Here is an 18,731-nt window from a genome sequence, read left to right as displayed (position 1 = left end):
TCTCTCTAGATCAATTTCCTATAAAAGACACTTAAGGCCAAACAAAGCATCAACTTTTAACGTATTTAAAAGTTAATTTACTTTTTCCTGCCTGGTATGCCTTCAAGCATTAATAAAAAACACTGGAAAATAGGGCACAAATTCTGGTACATTCCGCGCCTATTTTTTAACCAACTGCCGACTAGAGTGTCGGCCGCCAGTGCGGTTTCCGCCTGTCGCTGTAACAGAGGTAATACAATGAAACCAACTAAGCCCCTGCTACTGCTGGCCACCGGCCTGTTATCTGTAGCTGCACAAGCAGAAATGACTTGGAGCGATAACAGCCTCAGCCTGTTGTATGGCCGCGACTATGAAATGAACTACGGCCTCAACACCGATGATTCCGAGCGCTCCGTCGTGACCTTTGAGCACGCCAGCGGTCACAGCTGGGGCGATCTGTTTATTTTCGCCGACTACCTGGCTTCAGAAGATGACTCCAAAGAGCTCTATACTGAAATTTCGCCGCGCCTGAGCCTGGGGAAGCTCAGCGGTCGTGAACTGGCTTGGGGGCCAGTAACCGACGTATTGGTCGCCAGCACTGTTGAACTGGGCAACATGGACGACCCAGATCATCTCACCGCTACTGGCCCACACTTCACCAATATTCTGACAGGGCTCGGCTTTGATCTTGCGGTACCGGGCTTCTCCTTTGTACAGGTTAATGCCTACCATCGTGACAACGACGACAAAGCCAGCAACGAGCAGCTGACCCTGGTTTGGGCCATGCCGTTTACCCTCGGCGAGGCCAGCTTCGTCTACGACGGTTTTATCGATTGGACCAGTGCCTCAGAAAACGCACACCCCAGCATGAATTTCACCTCCCAGCTCAAATGGGATGTAGGCGCTAATTGGGGTGACTCCAAGGCACTGTATGCCGGTATCGAATATGTCCATTGGAATGACAAGTTTGGGTTCAAGGACGGTACCTACAACACAGATTCCAATGAGCGCAACGTAAACCTGCTAGTAAAGTACCACTTCTGATATGAAACCCTCTGATATCCAAACATCAGCGACCCCAGGGTCTGGTATTCCCCAGGCGGGCGGCGACGCCTCTTTATTGGAAAAGCTGTTCAAGCTGTCTGAGCGTCAGACAAATGTTCGCCGGGAAGTCATTGCCGGTGTGACCACTTTCCTGACCATGGCTTACATCATTTTTGTAAACCCCAACATCCTGGCGGCGGCTGGTATGGATAAAGGCGCCGTGTTTATGGCGACCTGTCTTGCTGCTGCGATCGGTTGTTTGATTATGGGGCTATACGCCAACTATCCCATCGCACTGGCGCCGGGAATGGGCCTCAACGCCTTCTTCGCCTATGTGGTCGTGGGTGAGATGGGTTACAGCTGGCAAGTGGCCCTGGGTGCGGTGTTTATATCAGGGGTGATATTCCTATTACTCAGCATCTTTAAATTGCGCGAGTGGATAATCGACAGTATTCCCACCTCCCTGCGCCAATCCCTGGCAGCCGGTATTGGTCTGTTCCTGGCGATCATCGCCCTGAAGAGCTCTGGAATCGTGGTTGCCAGCCCGGCCACCCTGGTGACCCTGGGGGACCTTAAGTCTGTTGAAGCCATGCTGGCTGCTCTGGGCTTCTTTATTATTGTGGCTTTGTCCTATCGCCGTATGCTCGGCTCGGTAATGATCGGCATCCTCGCGGTTACCGTTATTGCACTGGCCATCGGTAAAGTAGAGTTCACCGGCCTGGTCTCCGCACCACCGAGCCTGGCGCCCACCTACCTCGAACTGGATATCGCCGGGGCATTTGAAGTGGGCATGATCAGCGTGATCTTCGCCTTCCTGTTCGTAGACCTGTTCGATACTGCCGGCACTCTGCTGAGTGTCTCCGACCGCGCCAAGCTACTCGATGAAAACGGTAAGTTGCCGGGCATGGGCAAAGCCCTGATGGCAGACAGCTCCGCTTCCGTAGTGGGTTCCGTACTGGGCTCCTCTACAACCACCTGTTATGTAGAGAGCACCGCAGGTATTACCGCTGGTGGACGCACCGGTCTGACGGCTGTGGTTTGTGCCGGCTTATTTCTCCTGGCAACTTTCTTCTCACCACTCATCGGTATGATCCCCGCTTATGCGACCGCGGGCGCCCTGTTGTATGTTGGTGTCCTGATGACTTCCGGGCTGTCTTCCATCGACTGGGATGACATCACCGAGGCAGCTCCGGCTGTGATTGCGGCGGTTATGATGCCGCTGTCCTTCTCAATCGCCCACGGTATTGCACTGGGCTTTATTGCCTATGCAGTCATCAAAACACTGAGCGGACGCAGCAAAGACGTCAGTATCAGTGTCTATGTGTTAGCGGCACTCTTTGTTGCCAAGTTCGCCTTTTTCTGAGGGGTACATTGATGAAAAAGCACTTTATTAGCGCACAGCAACTCCTAACGGATTCCTACGCGCTTGCGGAACAGATCTACCAGAGTGGCTTTCGCCCCAACTACATCGTCGGTGTTTGGCGTGGCGGGGCTCCGGTGGGTATCGCAGTACAGGAACTGCTGCACGTGATGGGTGTGGATGCGGATCATATCGCTATCCGAACTTCCTCCTACCTCGGCATTGGCGAACGTGATAAGAACGTACGTGTGCATGGCCTGAACTACCTGATCAAGCGCCTCGAATCCCATGATTCGCTGCTGATCGTAGACGATGTACACGACTCCGGCCTAAGTATTGAGCAAACGGTCTTAGACCTGCGTACCGCCTGTAAAAAGAACACGCCAGAAATTCGTATCGCAACACCTTACTACAAGCCCAAAAACAATAAAGCCAAGCGCGAACCGGATTACTACATCCACAAAACCGAAGAGTGGCTGGTGTTTCCCCACGAGATCGACGGCCTCTCGCGAGAAGAGATCCTGGAAAACAAGCCTGAATTGGCGCCTTATGTTGACCGGATTGCCACCGCAGTCTAAGCAGCTCTGCAACCGGGGGAGGCCGCCCCCGGTCCTCCCCCTAGCCGCCTTTATATACGTTAAGCTCAAAAGCCCCGACGCAGTCACTTCCTGGTATCACGTTAACCCAAGCACGGATCGGCTTCAGGGGTTAAAAAGAACCTCATTTATTACCGCTATTCTATTATTTAGCGTTAATAGCAGCCCCAAGTCACTCATTCTCAAATCCTAGCGGCCCCATACTCCAAACCTTTCTTAATAATCCCCACTTATTCTTCTAAAGTTAGTTTTGGCCAATGTATTAAATGGAAAAGTTGGTCCAGAATTAAGGAGTTCTGAATCACTCCCTGATATCTCTAGCTTTCACAGACGCCGTAAAATAACTGACCCAATTGTCGGAAAATAAAAATGAACGACAAGCTCGCAGGACTGACCCAAACACAACTCGATGCCCACTGGATGCCTTACACGGGAAACCGACAATTCAAACGGGACCCGCGTATTATTACTGCCGCCGATGGCTGTTATTACACCAGTGCCGATGGTCGTCCAATATTTGATGGCCTCTCCGGCCTGTGGACCTGTGGAGCAGGTCATAATCGAAAAGACATCGCCAAAGCCATTAGCCAGCAATTGGCAAAACTCGACTACGCTCCCGCCTTCCAGTTTGGTCACCCTAGTTCCTTCGCATTGGCTGAACGGATTACCCAACTGATGCCGGAAGGGCTCAATCGGGTATTCTTCACCAACTCCGGCTCAGATGCCGTAGAAACCTCCCTAAAGATTGCCCGTGCCTATTGGCGCAAGAAAGGGCTAGCCAGCAAAACCAAATTGATTGGCCGCAGCAAGGGGTATCACGGAGTAAACTTTGGTGGAGTCAGTGTCGGCGGAATCGGAGCCAATCGAGCCATCTTCGGCCCAGCCCTCTCTACCTCACACCTACCTCATACTCTATTATCAGAAAATCGTTTTAGCCGTGGACAACCCGAGTGTGGTGCACACCTTGCCGAAGCATTACTCGATATTATCGACTTACATGATGCGAGTAATATTGCCGCCGTTATTATTGAGCCGATGGCCGGCTCTGCCGGCGTTCTGCCTCCACCAGAGGGATATCTACAGCGACTGCGCGATATTTGTGAACAGCACCAGATTCTCTTGATTTTCGATGAAGTAATAACAGCTTTCGGACGACTCGGTAGCGCCACCGGTGCTGAAATCTTCGGTGTAGTACCAGATATCCTAAACACAGCAAAACAGCTCACCAACGGGGTAATTCCCATGGGTGCTGTTGTTGTGCAGCAAGAGATTTATGAGTCGTTTTTGCAACAGGGCGGACCGGATTACCAACTCGAACTGCCCCATGGCTATACCTATTCAGCGCACCCTGTCGCCTGCGCCGCGGCATTGGCGACTTTAGATATTTTAGAACGGGATAATCTGTTTAAGCGCTCTGCCGAGCTCGCCTATATTTTAGAAGACTATATACATCAGCTGCGCAATCTGCCGTTAATTTATGATATCCGCAATTGCGGCCTGGCCGCTGCACTTACTATTGAAAGCGCTCCTGGCGAGCCGCTACTGCGACCGTTCCTTATTGCCCTAAAAATGTGGGATAAAGGTTTTTATATCCGCTATAGCGGTAACACTCTGCAATTGGGCGTGCCTTTTATTTCCCGCAGCGAAGAAATTGACGGGCTCATTAACGCTCTGGCCGAGTCTATCTTAGAGGTGGCCAATGGCCAATAAATTTTGAGATTTATTCAATTCACCGCAAAATACGCCTCAATTAATTTATAACATCGTCTAGTAAAATTATTCCAAATTCCAATCAGGTAAGATTGTTATTCTCGGTTTTTATGGATTAGCAACTACTCAACCGTAATACTATGCATACTACTGATAACATTTATACTGCAAGACTGAGCAAATTGATGGAACTTAAACCCCCTCTTCATAGGGGCGTATATAGAAATATCACAGCATTATTGACCAATTCCCGAAAAGTGAATTGATAAAAGCGTTTCCGTATAACTCAAATCAGGCCAAAACAATAATCAATAAGTGAGAACACCATGATACAAAAGTACAAATTAGCAGGTACAAAACTTGCTATAACCCTAGCCTACAGCATCATACTGGCAGCCTGTGGCGAGAAATCCGCCCCCCAGGATAATGCGCTAAATCCTGTAACAGGATCGCCACTACGAGTAGAAACCGCCGGTCTTTCTGAAAATTACGCCAAACTGCGTAAACAACAGATCACCAAGGTGGACTACCAACTGAGTGTTCATCTGGACAGTGTCGATGACCATTTTTCAGGCACCATGATTGCTGAAGTCGATTTCAACAGAGTTCTTCAACAACCTCTCACCATCGACTTTTCCGACGGCACGGTAGAATCTGTCAAAGTGGATGGACAGGAGCGTCCTTTCGACTACAACGGGCACTTTATCCGTATAGCCCCAGCTCAGCTTCCAAAGCAACAACATAAAATTTCGGTAAACTATCGGCATCCCTACTCCAATAATGGCTCCGGATTACACCGCTTCAAAGATCCGATAGATGACAAAGTCTATATGTATACCGACTTTGAACCCTATGATGCCAATCGGCTTTTCCCGCACTTTGATCAACCAAACTTAAAAGCCCGCTACACCCTGGATGTTACCGCCCCCAAAGATTGGATAGTGATCAGTGCGGAACGAGAAAACCGTATTGAGGAAATGGGAGAGCTTAATCATTGGTTTTTCCCACAAACGCAAAAGTTTTCCTCCTATATATTTTCTCTTCATGCCGGCCCCTATCATGTTTGGAAGGACGACGCTGAGGGCATCCCCCTGCGCCTGATGGCCCGCCAGAGCCTGGCAAAGTACGTGAAAACTGAAGACTGGTTTACTTTTACCAAACAGTCCTTTGAGTTTTTCCAGCCCTATTTTGAAATAGACTATCCCTTTCAAAAGTATGACCAGATCCTGGTGCCCGACTTCAATGCCGGCGCCATGGAAAATGTGGGCTCGGTCACTTTTAATGACACCTACGTCTCCCGCGGAGAAAAGACCCAGGCACAACGTATGCGCCTGGCCAATGTGATCGCTCATGAATTAGCACATCAATGGTTCGGTAATCTCGTCACCATGAACTGGTGGGATGACCTTTGGCTCAATGAGAGTTTCGCCACCTATATGGCCAACCTGTCCCTGGCCGAAAACAGTGAATTTACCAACGCCTGGGAGAACTTTTACCTAGGTACCAAGCAGTGGGCTTATCATTCCGACCAACGCCCCACTACACACGCCATCCAATTGCCCGTAAGAAATACCGATGAAGCTTTTGCCAACTTCGATGGTATTACCTACGGTAAAGGTGGCTCGGTACTCAAGCAACTACCTTATTACCTGGGAAAAGAGGAATTCCGTAAAGGTGTCAGCAATTACCTGAAAGAGCTCTCCTACCAGAATTCAACACTCGATGATTTTATAGGGCACCTGGGCAAAGCTGCCGGTATAAACCTAGATAACTGGCAACAGCAATGGCTCTATCAGGCAGGCCTTAACACCATTGAAGCCAGCTTCCAGTGTGAAAATGCGCAGATTAGTAGCCTGACCCTCAAGCAGAGCGCACCCGAAGCGCACCCGACCCTGCGCGAACAGCGCACACAGCTCGGTTTTTATCGCATGGATGGTGAAAGCATGAAGCGTTACGCCACTTTGCCGGTTCTGTACAGCGGCGCAATCACAAAGGTAAAAGAGGCAAAGGGCCTGCCCTGCCCGCAAATCCTCTACCCAAACGAAGGCGATTGGGCATTTGCCAAGGTGAACCTGGATACAGTAACCGTACAGAATATGGCGCAACATATTAACTCTATCGAGCAGCCATTTGCACGTCTGATGTTATGGCAGAGCCTGTTTGATAGTACTTATGATGCAAAGCTGCCTCTGGATGAATATATCAGCTTTATTATCAACAACGGGGCTGTAGAACAAGATATCAATGCTATCCGACTCAATGCGCGTTATCTCAGCTTTGTTTACAGTTACCTAAATCAGATTCCTATCGATAAAGAGCGCCGCACCGAACTACGACTGGCTATTGAGGACTTTGTCTGGCAACAACTTCAACAGGCATCCGGCGGTAGTGACCAGCAGAAAGTTTGGTTTGGTATTTTTACCAGCGTGGCTCATTCATTGGCGGCGCTCAATAATGCCAAGCAGATGTTAATGGGTGAACTCGCTATTGAGGGGCTGACACTGGACCCCGATATGCGTTGGGAATTGATTAGTCTTCAGAATCGCTATCTATTTTCTGACTATGAGGAAGCGATTACGCGAGAACTGGAAAAAGATAGTTCTGACAGATCAAATCTTAACGCTATAGCCGCTGAGGCGATTAGACCTCTGCCAGAAACTAAGAAAAAATGGCTGGATAACCTAATTTTGAATAGGGACAAGTTCAAGTTAAGCGAACTCCGCAGAGCAACTTCATCCTTATTCACCTCGGAGCAAATTGAACTTTTTAACCATAATAGAGAGCGTATATTCGCTGCTTTGGAGCAGATCAATAATGAAGATTCTTCAGAGTTGATCAGCACCTACGCATACATGTTTCCCCTTATGTGTTCGAAGGAGGGCGCTCAGAAAATTAGCGCTACTTTGGAGGGGGAGAAGCCGCTCAAACCCATGCTGATCAAGGCATTTAAGAACCATCGATATACTAGCGAGCGCTGTATCAAAATGGGGCAAACCCTCCTAAAGCATCAACAGGGTTAATCTTGACCTTAATCGTATAGGGTTCTAACCAAGGGCCTTTATACCTATATACCAGCAACAAACGCCCCCAACAAAGAAACCATTAAGGGCCCCTGGGCCCTTTTTTAATTATTTTCGATTTAAATTGTAAAAATATACTTAAATTGATATAAAACCAATTGTTATAGCGACCCTATTCCTAGTACTTACAGGCTTGGCGACAGAGAAGTCAAATTATCGTTCAGCTGTATCTTTAAGAAATACTCCTCTGCGGCTTGGTTCTCATAATGGAGGTCGCTCAGCTCAAACTTACCGTGGATGGCCATTAAAATTCATAGTACGTGCCCCATTTTTGCAACATACACCCGATGAAAGTAAAGGCGTGAAGGAATGAAGTTTATAGTACAAAAAGACAATCTGTCTGATGGCTCTATTAATGCTCTACTAGAATCCCACTTACAGGAAATGTATCAACACTCCCCTCCAGAAAGTGTACACGCCCTGAAGTCTAATGACCGAAAAGATACAACAATCACTTTCTGGAGCGCTCGAATTAATGGTGTTCTCGCGGGCTGCGGGGCCCTAAAGGAGATCTCAGCATCCCAGGGTGAAATCAAATCCATGAAAACCAGCCGATTATTTCTTCGCAAAGGCGTTGCCAGGGCAGTCCTGGAAGAAATACTGCAAGAAGCAAAACGCAGGAATTACAGAGAGGTTAAGCTGGAAACTGGCAGCAGTGAACCTTTTACTCCTGCAGTTACACTATACCGACAATATGGCTTTAAACCTTGCAACCCCTTTGCCAACTATAGGGAAGACCCTCATAGCCTATTTCTTTCCAAAAAAATCTAACTGAATAATAAGTTCCAACAATTAAAAAAGGGATTTTGCAAAAAATGTATTTTTCCAGGCGCAATTTTCTAAAGTTAACCGGATTAGCACCTCTTGTTATTGGCGGAACTTCTGGAAAAGCCGAAACCATATGGGAACGACCACAGCTTTATTTTTCAAGGTTGCCCGACCTAGCGATTCCAATTCAGGAAATATACCCCACAGCTTTTGCCGGTGAGATTTTTGTTTCCGGGGGACTTACTCCATCATCCACTCCAATCTTTTACGATTTATCTCCTTCGAAGCGTTGCTATATTTTTTCACCGAAAATTTTAACATGGAGAAAGGGCCCCTCACTCCCAGAAGCTAGACATCATCTGGGTATGGCAGCAAATTCCAATTACCTATACGGCATAGGCGGCTTCCATGGAAAAAAAGACGATGCCTGGCAAGCCATGGCTACAGTCTACAGACTTACTAGAAATGGAAATGAGTGGGATTCGGCCCCGCAACTTCCTACCCCTATAGCCGAGAGTATATATACCAACATTTCGGAAACAATCCATGTGGTCGGTGGAAAGTCCCCCAACAATCATTCCAGAAATATCGACACAAAAAATCACTATGTTTTGATAGGCAATACCGATTGGGAAACAGCAGCACCTGCCACCATCAGACGAAATTCAGCCGCTGGAACAGTAGTAAATAATAGAATTTATGTTATTGGTGGCCGCCAGACCAGCAATGGAAACACTAAAGCCAGAAATCTCGCTTATGCCGAGGCCTATGACCCCAACCTGGATCAGTGGGAGAAAATAAGACCATTGCCACAAGCTCTCGCCGGTCTTACAGCGGCTCCACTCAATGGAAAGATTGTCGTTACGGGTGGTGAGGCATTTGGCCCCAATGGTAATTGGAAAACCGGGACAGCATTTAGCACAGTCTGGGCCTATGACCCCATCAGTGATCAATGGAGTAAGGAATCCCCATTAAGCGAGGCTCGACATGGTCACGGCGCGGTCACGATAGATAACAGCCTCTATATTATCGGAGGAGCTGCAAAAGTAGGGCCACAAAAGACACTTGCATCCACTATAAAGCTAAGTTGGAAATATTAAAAACTAGAAGTTATCTCTTAGCTCAACCTCAATTATTCTTCTACCCTCTTAGAGTATAGGAATAACCAGGTATGAAAAATCCTTCCGAAGACTCCCCATCAGAAAATAGATTTACTTATCATTATATTGTGATTAGTTATGCACCATCTATTTAAATAACGAAACCATTTATACGCCCAAACAAATGATTTTTACCAACCTCAAAAATTTCGATTCGTATAGATGTACCCTAGATACCTATCACGAATCTCCCGCACATACTTAACCGGCTCCCGACCGCGTACATAGCCAAAATGGCTCTGGCGGTAATATTCCGGCTTGGATAAGAGCAGCATGGCTTGCTCCACATGGCCAAACCATTGATTTGGGTCCAGCCCCAGGCGTTGGGCGAGAGCCCTGGCATCGCGGACATGGCCATGTCCGGCGTTGTAGGCAGCCAGTGTGAAATAGATTTTTTGCTCCAGGGGAAGATCCTCTGGAAAACGCTGATCCAGCCAGTCTAGATAGGAAACTCCTGCACGTATTCCATTTTCCGGCTCATAGAGGTTAGCCACCCCCATCTGGTGTGCTGTACGCGGAAGTACTTGCATCAGCCCCTGAGCGCCGGCGAAGGATTGGGCACGGGGATTAAACTGGCTCTCCTGATACATTTGTGCAACCACCATGCGCCAATCGCGGTCGGTATGTTCGGTATATTTATGTACAAGGGGATCATAGGGGGAAAGGGCATCGCTGTAACGCAGGCGGCTTTCCTGGTGACGTAGAATATGCTTTTTTTCCTTGAAATATTTATTATATGTCACATTAAAAAACAGATCGCGATGATGTTTTTTCAAGAAATTATTTAATTGCTTTAACAGTTGAGGTTGGTCCTCACGTACTGCCCAGGCAATATCTCTCACTTTCGGTAGATCGGCCACTACTCTGAAATCATCACGATAAGTGCTTTCAATCGCTACCAGATGGGAGTCGGCCACAGTATAGGGGTAAAGCCCCTGGGCAACGGCATCAATCAGGTGCTCTGTGGTTGCGCCAAGCTGTGCAGAAACTTGGATTGGGGCAATGCCCCGCTCACGCTGCAATGCGATCATCTCCGCAAGGCTCTCGTGGTAACTGGTCTGCGGATTTACGGCGACAGTTTTACCCGACAGCATTTGCTCCAGGGGAGCATCACCTTGTAGGGAAATATCGGCGCTTGATGCAATCAGTTGCTCTCGGACCTGAAGATAGGGCCGGGAAAAAACCAAGCCCTGTTTGCGGCGCAATTCAGTAACGGTCAAAGATGCCGCGATCACATCGCCCATACCCGCCCTCAAGGCTTCGGCCAAATCCATATCCGCATCGGGAACGACCATGCTCAAGCGCAACTTGTGATCGCGGGAAAATTTTTTCAGCAGATCATAATCGAAGCCCATTAACTCCCCACGCCAGATGAAATAGGAAGCGGGGTGATTGCGGGTAAGAACTCTTAAGGTCCCTCCCTCAATGATGTCCTGCCAATCCCGCACGGGTTTCACTCGATTTTGCCTAGCCAGCACCAGTTCGGCGGTCAGAAATTCATTCAATTCACGCCGCAATTCGGTGGCATTGGGTCGTACAGCCCAGGCTATGTCCCTTCGGGATTCCAGCCTGTCGCTGGCGGTGAGTTGTGGATAAGCGGGTAGGAGCGCATCGGCCAAATTGCTATCCATCACAGTGGCCTGATACTCCCCAGCAACTACAGCAGCCAGGAGTGTGCTGTTGGCTACAGCTCCATCGAGGAGAGTTACCTTATAAGTATGTTCCGTATCCGTGGCAAGGGTCTCGGCATAGGCACTGCCGCGGCGCACAGCAACCTCTTCCAATGGTTGTTGCACCCCTTTTCGGGTAATCAGCAATTCATTCACCGCCTGTAGAGGCCGGGTGAATGCCACTTCTGCACCGCGCTTAAAGGTACGCGAAAAGTTAGTGGCGATTACATCACCGCGCCCTTCAGTCAGAGCGGGAATCAATGCGGCAAAGTTATCCACATAGATCCATTGTGGCTGCAGGTCACGGCTGTAGGCGAATTTTTCTGCCAATTGCCGCCACTCGCCCTGCGGCAACCCCGCGCGCGGCAAAGCGTCCTCTTCCGGGCCCCTCGGAGCGAGCAAACGCAATATGCCGCGCTCTTGCAGTGCGGAAAAATCGCCCTGCTCCTGATAGTTGGCAAAAATAGTTTTGGGTTCTGCACTCTGTGACGCTGCACCCTGATCGATAGCGCTCTCTTCAGTTACATCTATCGATTCCCCCTCCTGAGAGGGTTTCTTTTGACAGCTCACCAACAAGAGAAGAAAAACCAGCAGAAAAATAACCACTCGTAGTGTGTTTTGCACAGTTCACCCTAATTTACGCGTAATTTTTATGGTTCTTAACCCGGCAAACACCATCGTCAGCAGGTTAAGGCTGCACCAGTACATGCTAGTACCAGCCTAGTGCCGGCATGGATAACAATGCATAGACAAATGACATTGCCAGGTTAAGGAAGCCGGAATTAACCGGTGCGCGCTCTACCCAGGGACACTCACCATTACAACAGTATAAGGAAATCGTACCAGCTTTTGCTTCCGGGCATAAAAAAGCCCAGCAAATCAAATTGCCGGGCAAATATACGATGGCGACTATAGGTTGTCTCTTACACTAAGTGACAGACCCTCTGTTATTGTGCGAGCCTCTTATTGTTATTAGCTAGATTTAGGTTTGCCCTGTAGCTCTGCCAATCTCATTTTTATTTGTTTATTCTCCTCCTCATCCGGGAGTTCGAACATCAGCGGCTTTGCAACCCGTGCAAAATATTCCGCATTTTTTTGTTGATACAACTCTTCCGCTAGCCATTGGGCAATATGTAGCTCCCGCGGCGCTCGGATATAGGCCTGCTCCAAATTAGAGAGATACTCCTCGCGGGGGTAGTTCAGCATTTCCATTGCCATAGCCAAACCAAACCAATGGGAAGCATTCTGTGGTTCTTTCTTCACTAAGTAATCAAATTCATCGCGGGCTTTTTTCAGGCTGCGTAAATCGCGGGTATCGTTCGGTACTGTCGCCTGCTGATTAACTGTCAACCAGGCGTGGGCACTCAGGTACCAAGGTTGCTGACGGTCTTTGCGCGGCACACTGGCAAGCAGGTGGCTGGCCTGAGGAAAATCCCCTATACGCAGGTCTGCACTCGCTTTAATCGCCGCCAGTTCTGTACTGTAGATCCCGGTGTGATAGGAATAGGTGATCAGGTCATCCAGTGCTTGTAGGTTGTAACCAGACTGGGCAATAAAATTCGCCAGCACATTTACCGCTTCACGCTTGCGCAGGCGCTTGACCTCAGGAGTGATCTCCTTGAAATTAGCGGGCACTTCACCACTAACCACCTCATACTCACCGGAATCGAAAGCAGCTACATATTCTTGCTCTAGCTCATCCACTGACATCCCCAGAGCTTTCTCCAATGACTTCACCGGATCGGCACCATCGTTGTAGTCATCGACGAACTGCTTAAACTCCTCCGCCTTGTTGCCCTCCATCATCAACCAGTGGGATAGCAGCCAACCGCTGGCATAGACATCGGCCTTCTCTTCGGCGTCGGTGTTGTAAACCGTTGCACGCAGCAACTGATCCAGGGGCATCAAACCGGCATACATCAGCGTCCTAGCGCGCTCCTGGGGAATTTCACCCAGCTCATAGCGGCCTTTTTTTGGAAAGGACATCGTCGCCATAAATTCAGCAAAGCCCTCACTATACCAATAGGGGAAGTGAGTGGTGTTACCGTTGTAACTGAGGAAGTGGGTGTACTCGTGGAAAAGAAACTCACGGGCCTTGAGCTGTTTTTCAACGCTGCGGCCATCTAAATTAACCAGGGCATAACTACCCTCGGCCGAGGTATCAAAGAGGCCGTTGGTCATATCGGCTAACTCGGCACCCACCAGGCCCGCATAGGTATCGCGATCACCCGCTGCATAGACTGTGAGCTTGGGAATATCGGGATCGACATCCAGTAGCTTGATAGCGACCGCACGATAACGCTCCAGATCGGCCACCAGGGTTTTTACCGCGTTGGGATCGCCATCGGTAATTACCCGAAAATTCTTACTTTCCACCTCATACCAGATCTCCTCGCCGAGATAGCGGGGAGCGGCATTGGCCGATAATAAAAAACCGAAGAAAAATACTAAAAAAACAGCTGAGCGAGAAACCATAGTTCAGGCCACCAAGTCATTGTTGCCAAAGCCTTCCATAGCCAAACCCTAGAGGCGACACACTACCGGTTTTTTCTGATCAAAAAAAGAGCAACATGAATAAGAAAAGAACTTTTTAGGTGGGTTTTATGTGACCAGCGGGACAGACTTGTATCAAAAACCCGACCCAAAGACCTAAAGCGGTCAGCGACAAACAACGAGACAAGCGTCTCATTTTTTAACCAAACAGCATACAAATACACGGCGGGCTTCTATATATTGCGCAGTTGACCAATGTGTTACACCGGGTCAAACAATAAAAATAATTTGCTTTGATGAGAGAAAAAAAATGAAAACTGCTCCACTACTGGCGCTGCTCGGCAGTGCCATGATGTCAGCCCATGCCTGGTCGGCACCAGAATATATCTCCAACCTGGATATCACCTCTTTTGATGGAACCGTGCTCGATGCCAACCTATTCGTGCCGGAAACCCCTGCACCGGCAGAAGGCTATCCGACAGTCATCTTCACCAATAGCTGGGGCCTTGAGAAGCGTCAGTACCATTTTCAGGCCAAGGAGCTCGCGGAGAATGGCTATCTAGTATTGAGTTACTCCACCCGCGGATTCGGACACTCAGATGGCCTGGTAGACGTAGCCGGAGAAAATAGCATTGCCGATGTGGGTGTACTGATTGATTGGCTCGAAACCAATTATTCGGTGGGTAAGTTGGGCATGGCCGGAATTTCCTATGGTGGCGGCATCTCCCTGTTGAGCGCCGCACAGGACCCACGCATTGATGCGGTTACCGCTCTTTCCGGTTGGGCCGATGTGGTTGAAGCCCTCTATCCCAATGAAACCGTTAACCTGGTTTGGGGAAGTTTGCTCGTTACTACCGCCTTCGATAAAGAAGCCGAGCTAGAGCAGATCTGGAGTGATCTACGCAGCGGCCAAAACCTGGAACAGGTTATCGAGTTCGGTGCCAAACGTTCAGCCATCAGCTATATCGATCAACTGAACGAAAACGGCACCGCGGTACTCGTGTCGAATAATTTCGCCGACTACCTGTTTAAACCTAACAGCATGACAGACTTTTACTCCCTGCTGGAGGGCCCCAAAAAGCTGCTACTGAATCCGGGCACCCACGCCATTACCGAAACCCTCTCTGGAAACAATGGACATATCTGGTCCACTAGCTTCCGCTGGTTCGATCACCACCTGAAGGGTGAAGACAACGGCATCAACCGCGAGCCGAAGGTAGATATGACTGTGCGTATCAGCAACAAGCTGGAGCACTATGATGACTATCCTGTAACCCAAGAGAGCACCACCTGGTATCTACAACCGCGTTTCACCATGTTTAACAGCGGTAGTATGGAGAGTGACAAATACGATGGCTGGAGCTGGAGCAATGAATTCCATGGAGGCTGGGACACCTTTGCCGGTACTGGTATCCCCTTGATCTCCGATGCCCTGGAAGGTTTCGGTATTCCGGTGTACGCACCCATGATGGCGATCAACGGCTACTATGCCATCGAATACAAGTCACCGAGACAGTCAGAAACCCTGAAAGTCCGAGGAGCGCCCAAACTGGAAATGTGGATAGAGCCCAGTGAGAAGGAAGTACAGCTGAATGTCCACCTCTACGATGTTAACTTCTTCGGCCTTGGTCGCCTTATCACCCACGCACCGATCACTGTACGCACCGATGAGCCCGGCAAAAAGCAAAAAATCGAACTTGAGCTGTTCACCACCAGCTACGATGTGCCCGCCGGCCACCGCGTGGTAATGGCCATCGATACTCAGGGCCCGGTCTACAAGAAACCAGACAACACCAACTACACCATCACGGTGCCTTACAGCAGCAGCAAGGTCTCCAGCCTGACCGTGCCGCACCTGTAAACCATCCCTCTGCTCAATTCAAAGCCCGGCAGGACCTGCCGGGCTCCCCCTCTCCACCATCCTTGTTAACCCCGAAAGGGTGACGCGCGTAATTTTTCACCAAAGCGTTACAATGGCTTTTTTTTGGCCGAGTACCCTCACCCTATGAACAAGACGATATCGTTCGCCCTGCTGACTGCGGCGCTGCTGTCCGTGGCCGGGTGCAACCCGGCGGAAAAGGCCCCGCAAGAAATTGATTCGGAAGTAAGCGCCCAGACAGCCCCACTGGATCACGGTACGGCCCCCGAAGGCAAGTTACCCGAGGGTGTAAAACCCACAGCCTACCGCCTGGACTTGATCCTGGACCCGCGCAAGGACGGCTTCAGTGGCCGTGTCGCCATCGACATCCAGCTCGACCAGACCGCCAAGCATATCTGGCTGCACGGCAAAAATTTGGCGGTGGGTGAAGCCAGCGCGCTACTGGCGGACGGACGCAAGGTGGGAGGCTCCTATCGAGAGGTCCTCGATAGCGGGGTCGCCGCGATTGAATTCGCCGAGCCGCTACCGGCGGGTAATTTCACCCTGCACATCGATTATGCGGCCGATTTCGATCGCAATTTGGCGGGCCTGTTCAAGGTAGAGGAGCAGGACGATGCCTATGCCCTGGCCAAATCAGAGTCGATCCAAGCGCGCAAATACCTACCCGGCTTCGATGAGCCCGGCCTCAAAGCACCTTTCACCATCAGCCTCACCGTACCCGAGGGCTACGCCGCCATCAGCAATGGTCCGGAACTGAAGCGCGAACCCAGGCAGGATGGCATGGAGAAAGTCACTTTCGCCACCACTCCGCCCATGTCCACCTACCTGCTCTCCCTGTCGGTCGGCCCCTTCGATATTGTGGAGCGCGCGGCCATACCACCGAGCCAATACCGCGCGGAACCTATCCCCTTGCGCGGTTTCGCGCGCCGGGGCCGCGGTGCGGATATGAATTACATCCTCGATATCACCCCCAAAATGGTGGAGACCTTCGAGACCCAATTACAGCGCCCCTACCCTTTCAAGAAACTCGATATTATCGCCGCGCCCCAATGGCCCAGCGGCGCCACCGAGTTGTCCGCCGCCATCACCTATCGCGAGCAGCGTATTCTTGTAGGTGATAACCCCGCTCCCGGCGCCCGCCTGGCTTTAGTGGAAGTGCATGCCCACGAAATCGCCCATATGTGGTTTGGCAACCAGGTGACTCCGCCCTGGTGGGATGACCTGTGGCTGAAAGAGGGCTTTGCCACCTGGGGCGAGCCACTGGCGTTGACCATTATGGAGCCCGATGAGGGCCACGACCTGAATGCCGCAACTTACGCCATCGGCGCCATGCAGCTCGACTCCCTCGCCAGCACCCGCGCCATCCGCGAGCCGGTGAGCGACAACAACAATATTCGCAACGCCTACGACGCCATCACCTACTCCAAGAGTCTCGGCGTGATCCATATGGTGGATAGCTATTTCGGCGCCGAACGCTTCCGCCCGGCCCTAGGCCGCTACCTCGAAGCTTTTCGTGGTGGCGAAGCCGATTCCCCCTCTTTCTACAAAGTGATTGGCGAGGAGACCAATACCCCGGAACTGACGGAAACCTTCCGCAGCTTTGTGGAGCAAAAAGGCGTACCGCAGCTTGAACTGTCCCTGAACTGCAGCGATCCAGCCCAGGCAAAACTGCACATCATGCAGAGCCGCTACCAACCCCTCGGCTCCCCCATCACCGAGACCGGCCAGCCGTGGAGCATTCCCTTCTGTTTTAGTCGAGATGGCGGCGCGCAACAGTGCCAGATCCTCACCGGAAAGGAGGAAACTCTGGAGATTGCCTCGGGCAGCTGCCCCAACTGGGTCATGCCCAATGCCCAGGGCAGCGGCTACTACCGCTGGAACCTGCCCGAACCCCAGTGGCAAGCCCTCACAGAGCGCTTCGCCCTATTTGCCCCAACCGAGCAGCTCTCTATTATCGACAGCGCTTTTGCCGCCTTTGAGGCCGGCACATTATCCGCTCCCCGGTTACTCGACGTGGTGCGCCAATCCGCGAGGGCGGACAAGCGCCAAGTGATCGCCATGCCCCTGCGCTACCTGCGCAAGTATCGCGATAGCTACCTGGACGAGAGCCAGCGCCTAGCCTTCCTGAACTTCGCTCAGAATCTCTACCTACCGCTGATCAACCGCAGCGCTGGCGGCAGTGATGCCGACCAACAGATGCTGCACAGCGACCTACTAGGCTTTATGGCCCTGGTCGCGGAAGACCCGGATACGCGCAAACAACTAATGGCAAAGGCCTTTGCCTTTACCGGCTTCAAAACCGAGCGCAATCCAGAGGCACTGAACTCCGACCTGTATGGCCCGGCTCTGACTGTGGCAGTGCAGGACGCCAGTGGAGATTTCCTCAAGCACCTCATTCAGGTGCGCGGCGAACTGGATGATCCACGCTTTGAAAATGCCAGCGCCAGTGCTATCGGCAGCAGCAACAGCCCCGAGCAGGTGGAGACAGTCCAGGCATTGGCACTCAGTAAAGAGATGGGCCCGCGCGAATCCTTTGGCCTTATCCAGTACGCTCTGGCCCAGCCCCTGGTGCAGGCGCAACACTGGCGCTGGCTGCAGACTAATTTTGGCAAAGTGGTGGATAAGATTCCCGCACAAGTTCGCCGCCGCACCCCCGCATTCGCCAATGCGTTTTGCGATAAGCAGCGTCTGGATGAACTGCAGCAACTATTTGCCAAGCACGGAAAGCTGGCCCCCGGCTACCGGCGCAGCCTAGCGCAAACCGAGGAGCGTATTCAGTTGTGTATGGCATTAAAACAAAGGGGACAATCACTGATGCAGTCTCTACCGCAGTCGGTAGACTTGGCGAAAAAATAAGGCTGTAATTATTTGTCTGGGCAGGGGGAGGAGTGCCCTCCTCCGGCCCCAAAAAAGCCGAAAATTCACATGCGTGCAGTCTAAAACTCCAAGGTTATTTTTCTCGCTGGCCCTCACAAATAGACACTTTTGAGGG

Annotated in this window: 11 protein-coding genes; 9 read left to right on the top strand and 2 right to left on the bottom strand. The window is 50.7% G+C overall.

The annotated features are described in order from the left end of the window. The first annotated feature begins 237 nt into the window (after positions 1 to 237). The 7 genes from ACCI51_RS05640 (at position 238) to ACCI51_RS05610 (ending at position 9,637) form a co-directional block, all read left to right on the top strand. Positions 238 to 1,023 carry an outer membrane protein OmpK gene (locus ACCI51_RS05640; protein WP_299581323.1) on the top strand — a complete coding sequence of 262 codons (786 nt, stop codon included), beginning with the start codon at positions 238 to 240 and terminating at the stop codon, positions 1,021 to 1,023. Position 1,024: 1 nt separating this feature from the next. Continuing rightward, positions 1,025 to 2,386, top strand: coding sequence for an NCS2 family permease (locus ACCI51_RS05635; protein WP_371842904.1), 1,362 nt, complete (start codon positions 1,025 to 1,027; stop codon positions 2,384 to 2,386). Between the two features lie 11 nt (positions 2,387 to 2,397). Next, positions 2,398 to 2,961, top strand: coding sequence for a phosphoribosyltransferase (locus ACCI51_RS05630; RefSeq protein ID WP_371842903.1), 564 nt, complete (start codon positions 2,398 to 2,400; stop codon positions 2,959 to 2,961). A 387-nt stretch (positions 2,962 to 3,348) separates the two neighbouring features. After that, a complete protein-coding gene (locus ACCI51_RS05625; RefSeq protein ID WP_371842902.1) occupies positions 3,349 to 4,689 on the top strand; it encodes an aspartate aminotransferase family protein in 1,341 nt (446 codons plus the stop codon). A 326-nt stretch (positions 4,690 to 5,015) separates the two neighbouring features. Next, the gene (gene pepN, locus ACCI51_RS05620; RefSeq protein WP_371842901.1) at positions 5,016 to 7,709 is read left to right on the top strand and encodes an aminopeptidase N; all 2,694 of its coding nucleotides are present in this window, start codon (positions 5,016 to 5,018) and stop codon (positions 7,707 to 7,709) included. Positions 7,710 to 8,078: 369 nt separating this feature from the next. Next, positions 8,079 to 8,540, top strand: coding sequence for a GNAT family N-acetyltransferase (locus ACCI51_RS05615; RefSeq protein WP_371842900.1), 462 nt, complete (start codon positions 8,079 to 8,081; stop codon positions 8,538 to 8,540). Between the two features lie 44 nt (positions 8,541 to 8,584). After that, positions 8,585 to 9,637: a Kelch repeat-containing protein gene (locus tag ACCI51_RS05610; protein ID WP_371842898.1), complete on the top strand. Its 1,053-nt coding sequence runs from the start codon at positions 8,585 to 8,587 to the stop codon at positions 9,635 to 9,637. 200 nt (positions 9,638 to 9,837) lie between these two features. Here the strand turns inward: ACCI51_RS05610 and ACCI51_RS05605 are convergent, their stop codons facing one another. Together ACCI51_RS05605 and ACCI51_RS05600 are read right to left on the bottom strand one after the other, a co-directional pair. Next, positions 9,838 to 11,991 carry a transporter substrate-binding domain-containing protein gene (locus ACCI51_RS05605; RefSeq protein WP_371842897.1) on the bottom strand — a complete coding sequence of 718 codons (2,154 nt, stop codon included), beginning with the start codon at positions 11,989 to 11,991 and terminating at the stop codon, positions 9,838 to 9,840. A gap of 348 nt (positions 11,992 to 12,339) precedes the next feature. Continuing rightward, positions 12,340 to 13,842 (bottom strand): hypothetical protein, encoded by a 1,503-nt coding sequence (locus tag ACCI51_RS05600; RefSeq protein WP_371842896.1) that lies wholly within the window; start codon positions 13,840 to 13,842, stop codon positions 12,340 to 12,342. Between the two features lie 328 nt (positions 13,843 to 14,170). Here ACCI51_RS05600 and ACCI51_RS05595 point away from each other — a divergent pair, with 328 nt between their 5' ends. After that, positions 14,171 to 15,721, top strand: a complete 1,551-nt coding sequence (locus ACCI51_RS05595; RefSeq protein ID WP_371842895.1) for a CocE/NonD family hydrolase — start codon at positions 14,171 to 14,173, stop codon at positions 15,719 to 15,721. Positions 15,722 to 15,865: 144 nt separating this feature from the next. Then, positions 15,866 to 18,595: a M1 family metallopeptidase gene (locus ACCI51_RS05590; protein ID WP_371842894.1), complete on the top strand. Its 2,730-nt coding sequence runs from the start codon at positions 15,866 to 15,868 to the stop codon at positions 18,593 to 18,595. The last annotated feature ends 136 nt before the right edge of the window (positions 18,596 to 18,731 follow it).

This window comes from Microbulbifer echini, assembly GCF_041447225.1.
GTDB classification, from domain to species: domain Bacteria; phylum Pseudomonadota; class Gammaproteobacteria; order Pseudomonadales; family Cellvibrionaceae; genus Microbulbifer; species Microbulbifer echini.
Note: the sequence above shows the minus strand (reverse complement) of the source record. Positions and strands in the feature narration are given on the sequence as shown.

Coding starts and splice junctions, on each gene's coding strand:
- ACCI51_RS05625 (WP_371842902.1), top strand. CDS start 3,349: ATGAACGACAAGCTCGCAGGACTGACCCAAACACAACTCGATGCCCAC.
- pepN (WP_371842901.1), top strand. CDS start 5,016: ATGATACAAAAGTACAAATTAGCAGGTACAAAACTTGCTATAACCCTA.
- ACCI51_RS05615 (WP_371842900.1), top strand. CDS start 8,079: ATGAAGTTTATAGTACAAAAAGACAATCTGTCTGATGGCTCTATTAAT.
- ACCI51_RS05590 (WP_371842894.1), top strand. CDS start 15,866: ATGAACAAGACGATATCGTTCGCCCTGCTGACTGCGGCGCTGCTGTCC.
- ACCI51_RS05610 (WP_371842898.1), top strand. CDS start 8,585: ATGTATTTTTCCAGGCGCAATTTTCTAAAGTTAACCGGATTAGCACCT.
- ACCI51_RS05595 (WP_371842895.1), top strand. CDS start 14,171: ATGAAAACTGCTCCACTACTGGCGCTGCTCGGCAGTGCCATGATGTCA.
- ACCI51_RS05635 (WP_371842904.1), top strand. CDS start 1,025: ATGAAACCCTCTGATATCCAAACATCAGCGACCCCAGGGTCTGGTATT.
- ACCI51_RS05600 (WP_371842896.1), bottom strand. CDS start 13,842: ATGGTTTCTCGCTCAGCTGTTTTTTTAGTATTTTTCTTCGGTTTTTTA.
- ACCI51_RS05640 (WP_299581323.1), top strand. CDS start 238: ATGAAACCAACTAAGCCCCTGCTACTGCTGGCCACCGGCCTGTTATCT.
- ACCI51_RS05630 (WP_371842903.1), top strand. CDS start 2,398: ATGAAAAAGCACTTTATTAGCGCACAGCAACTCCTAACGGATTCCTAC.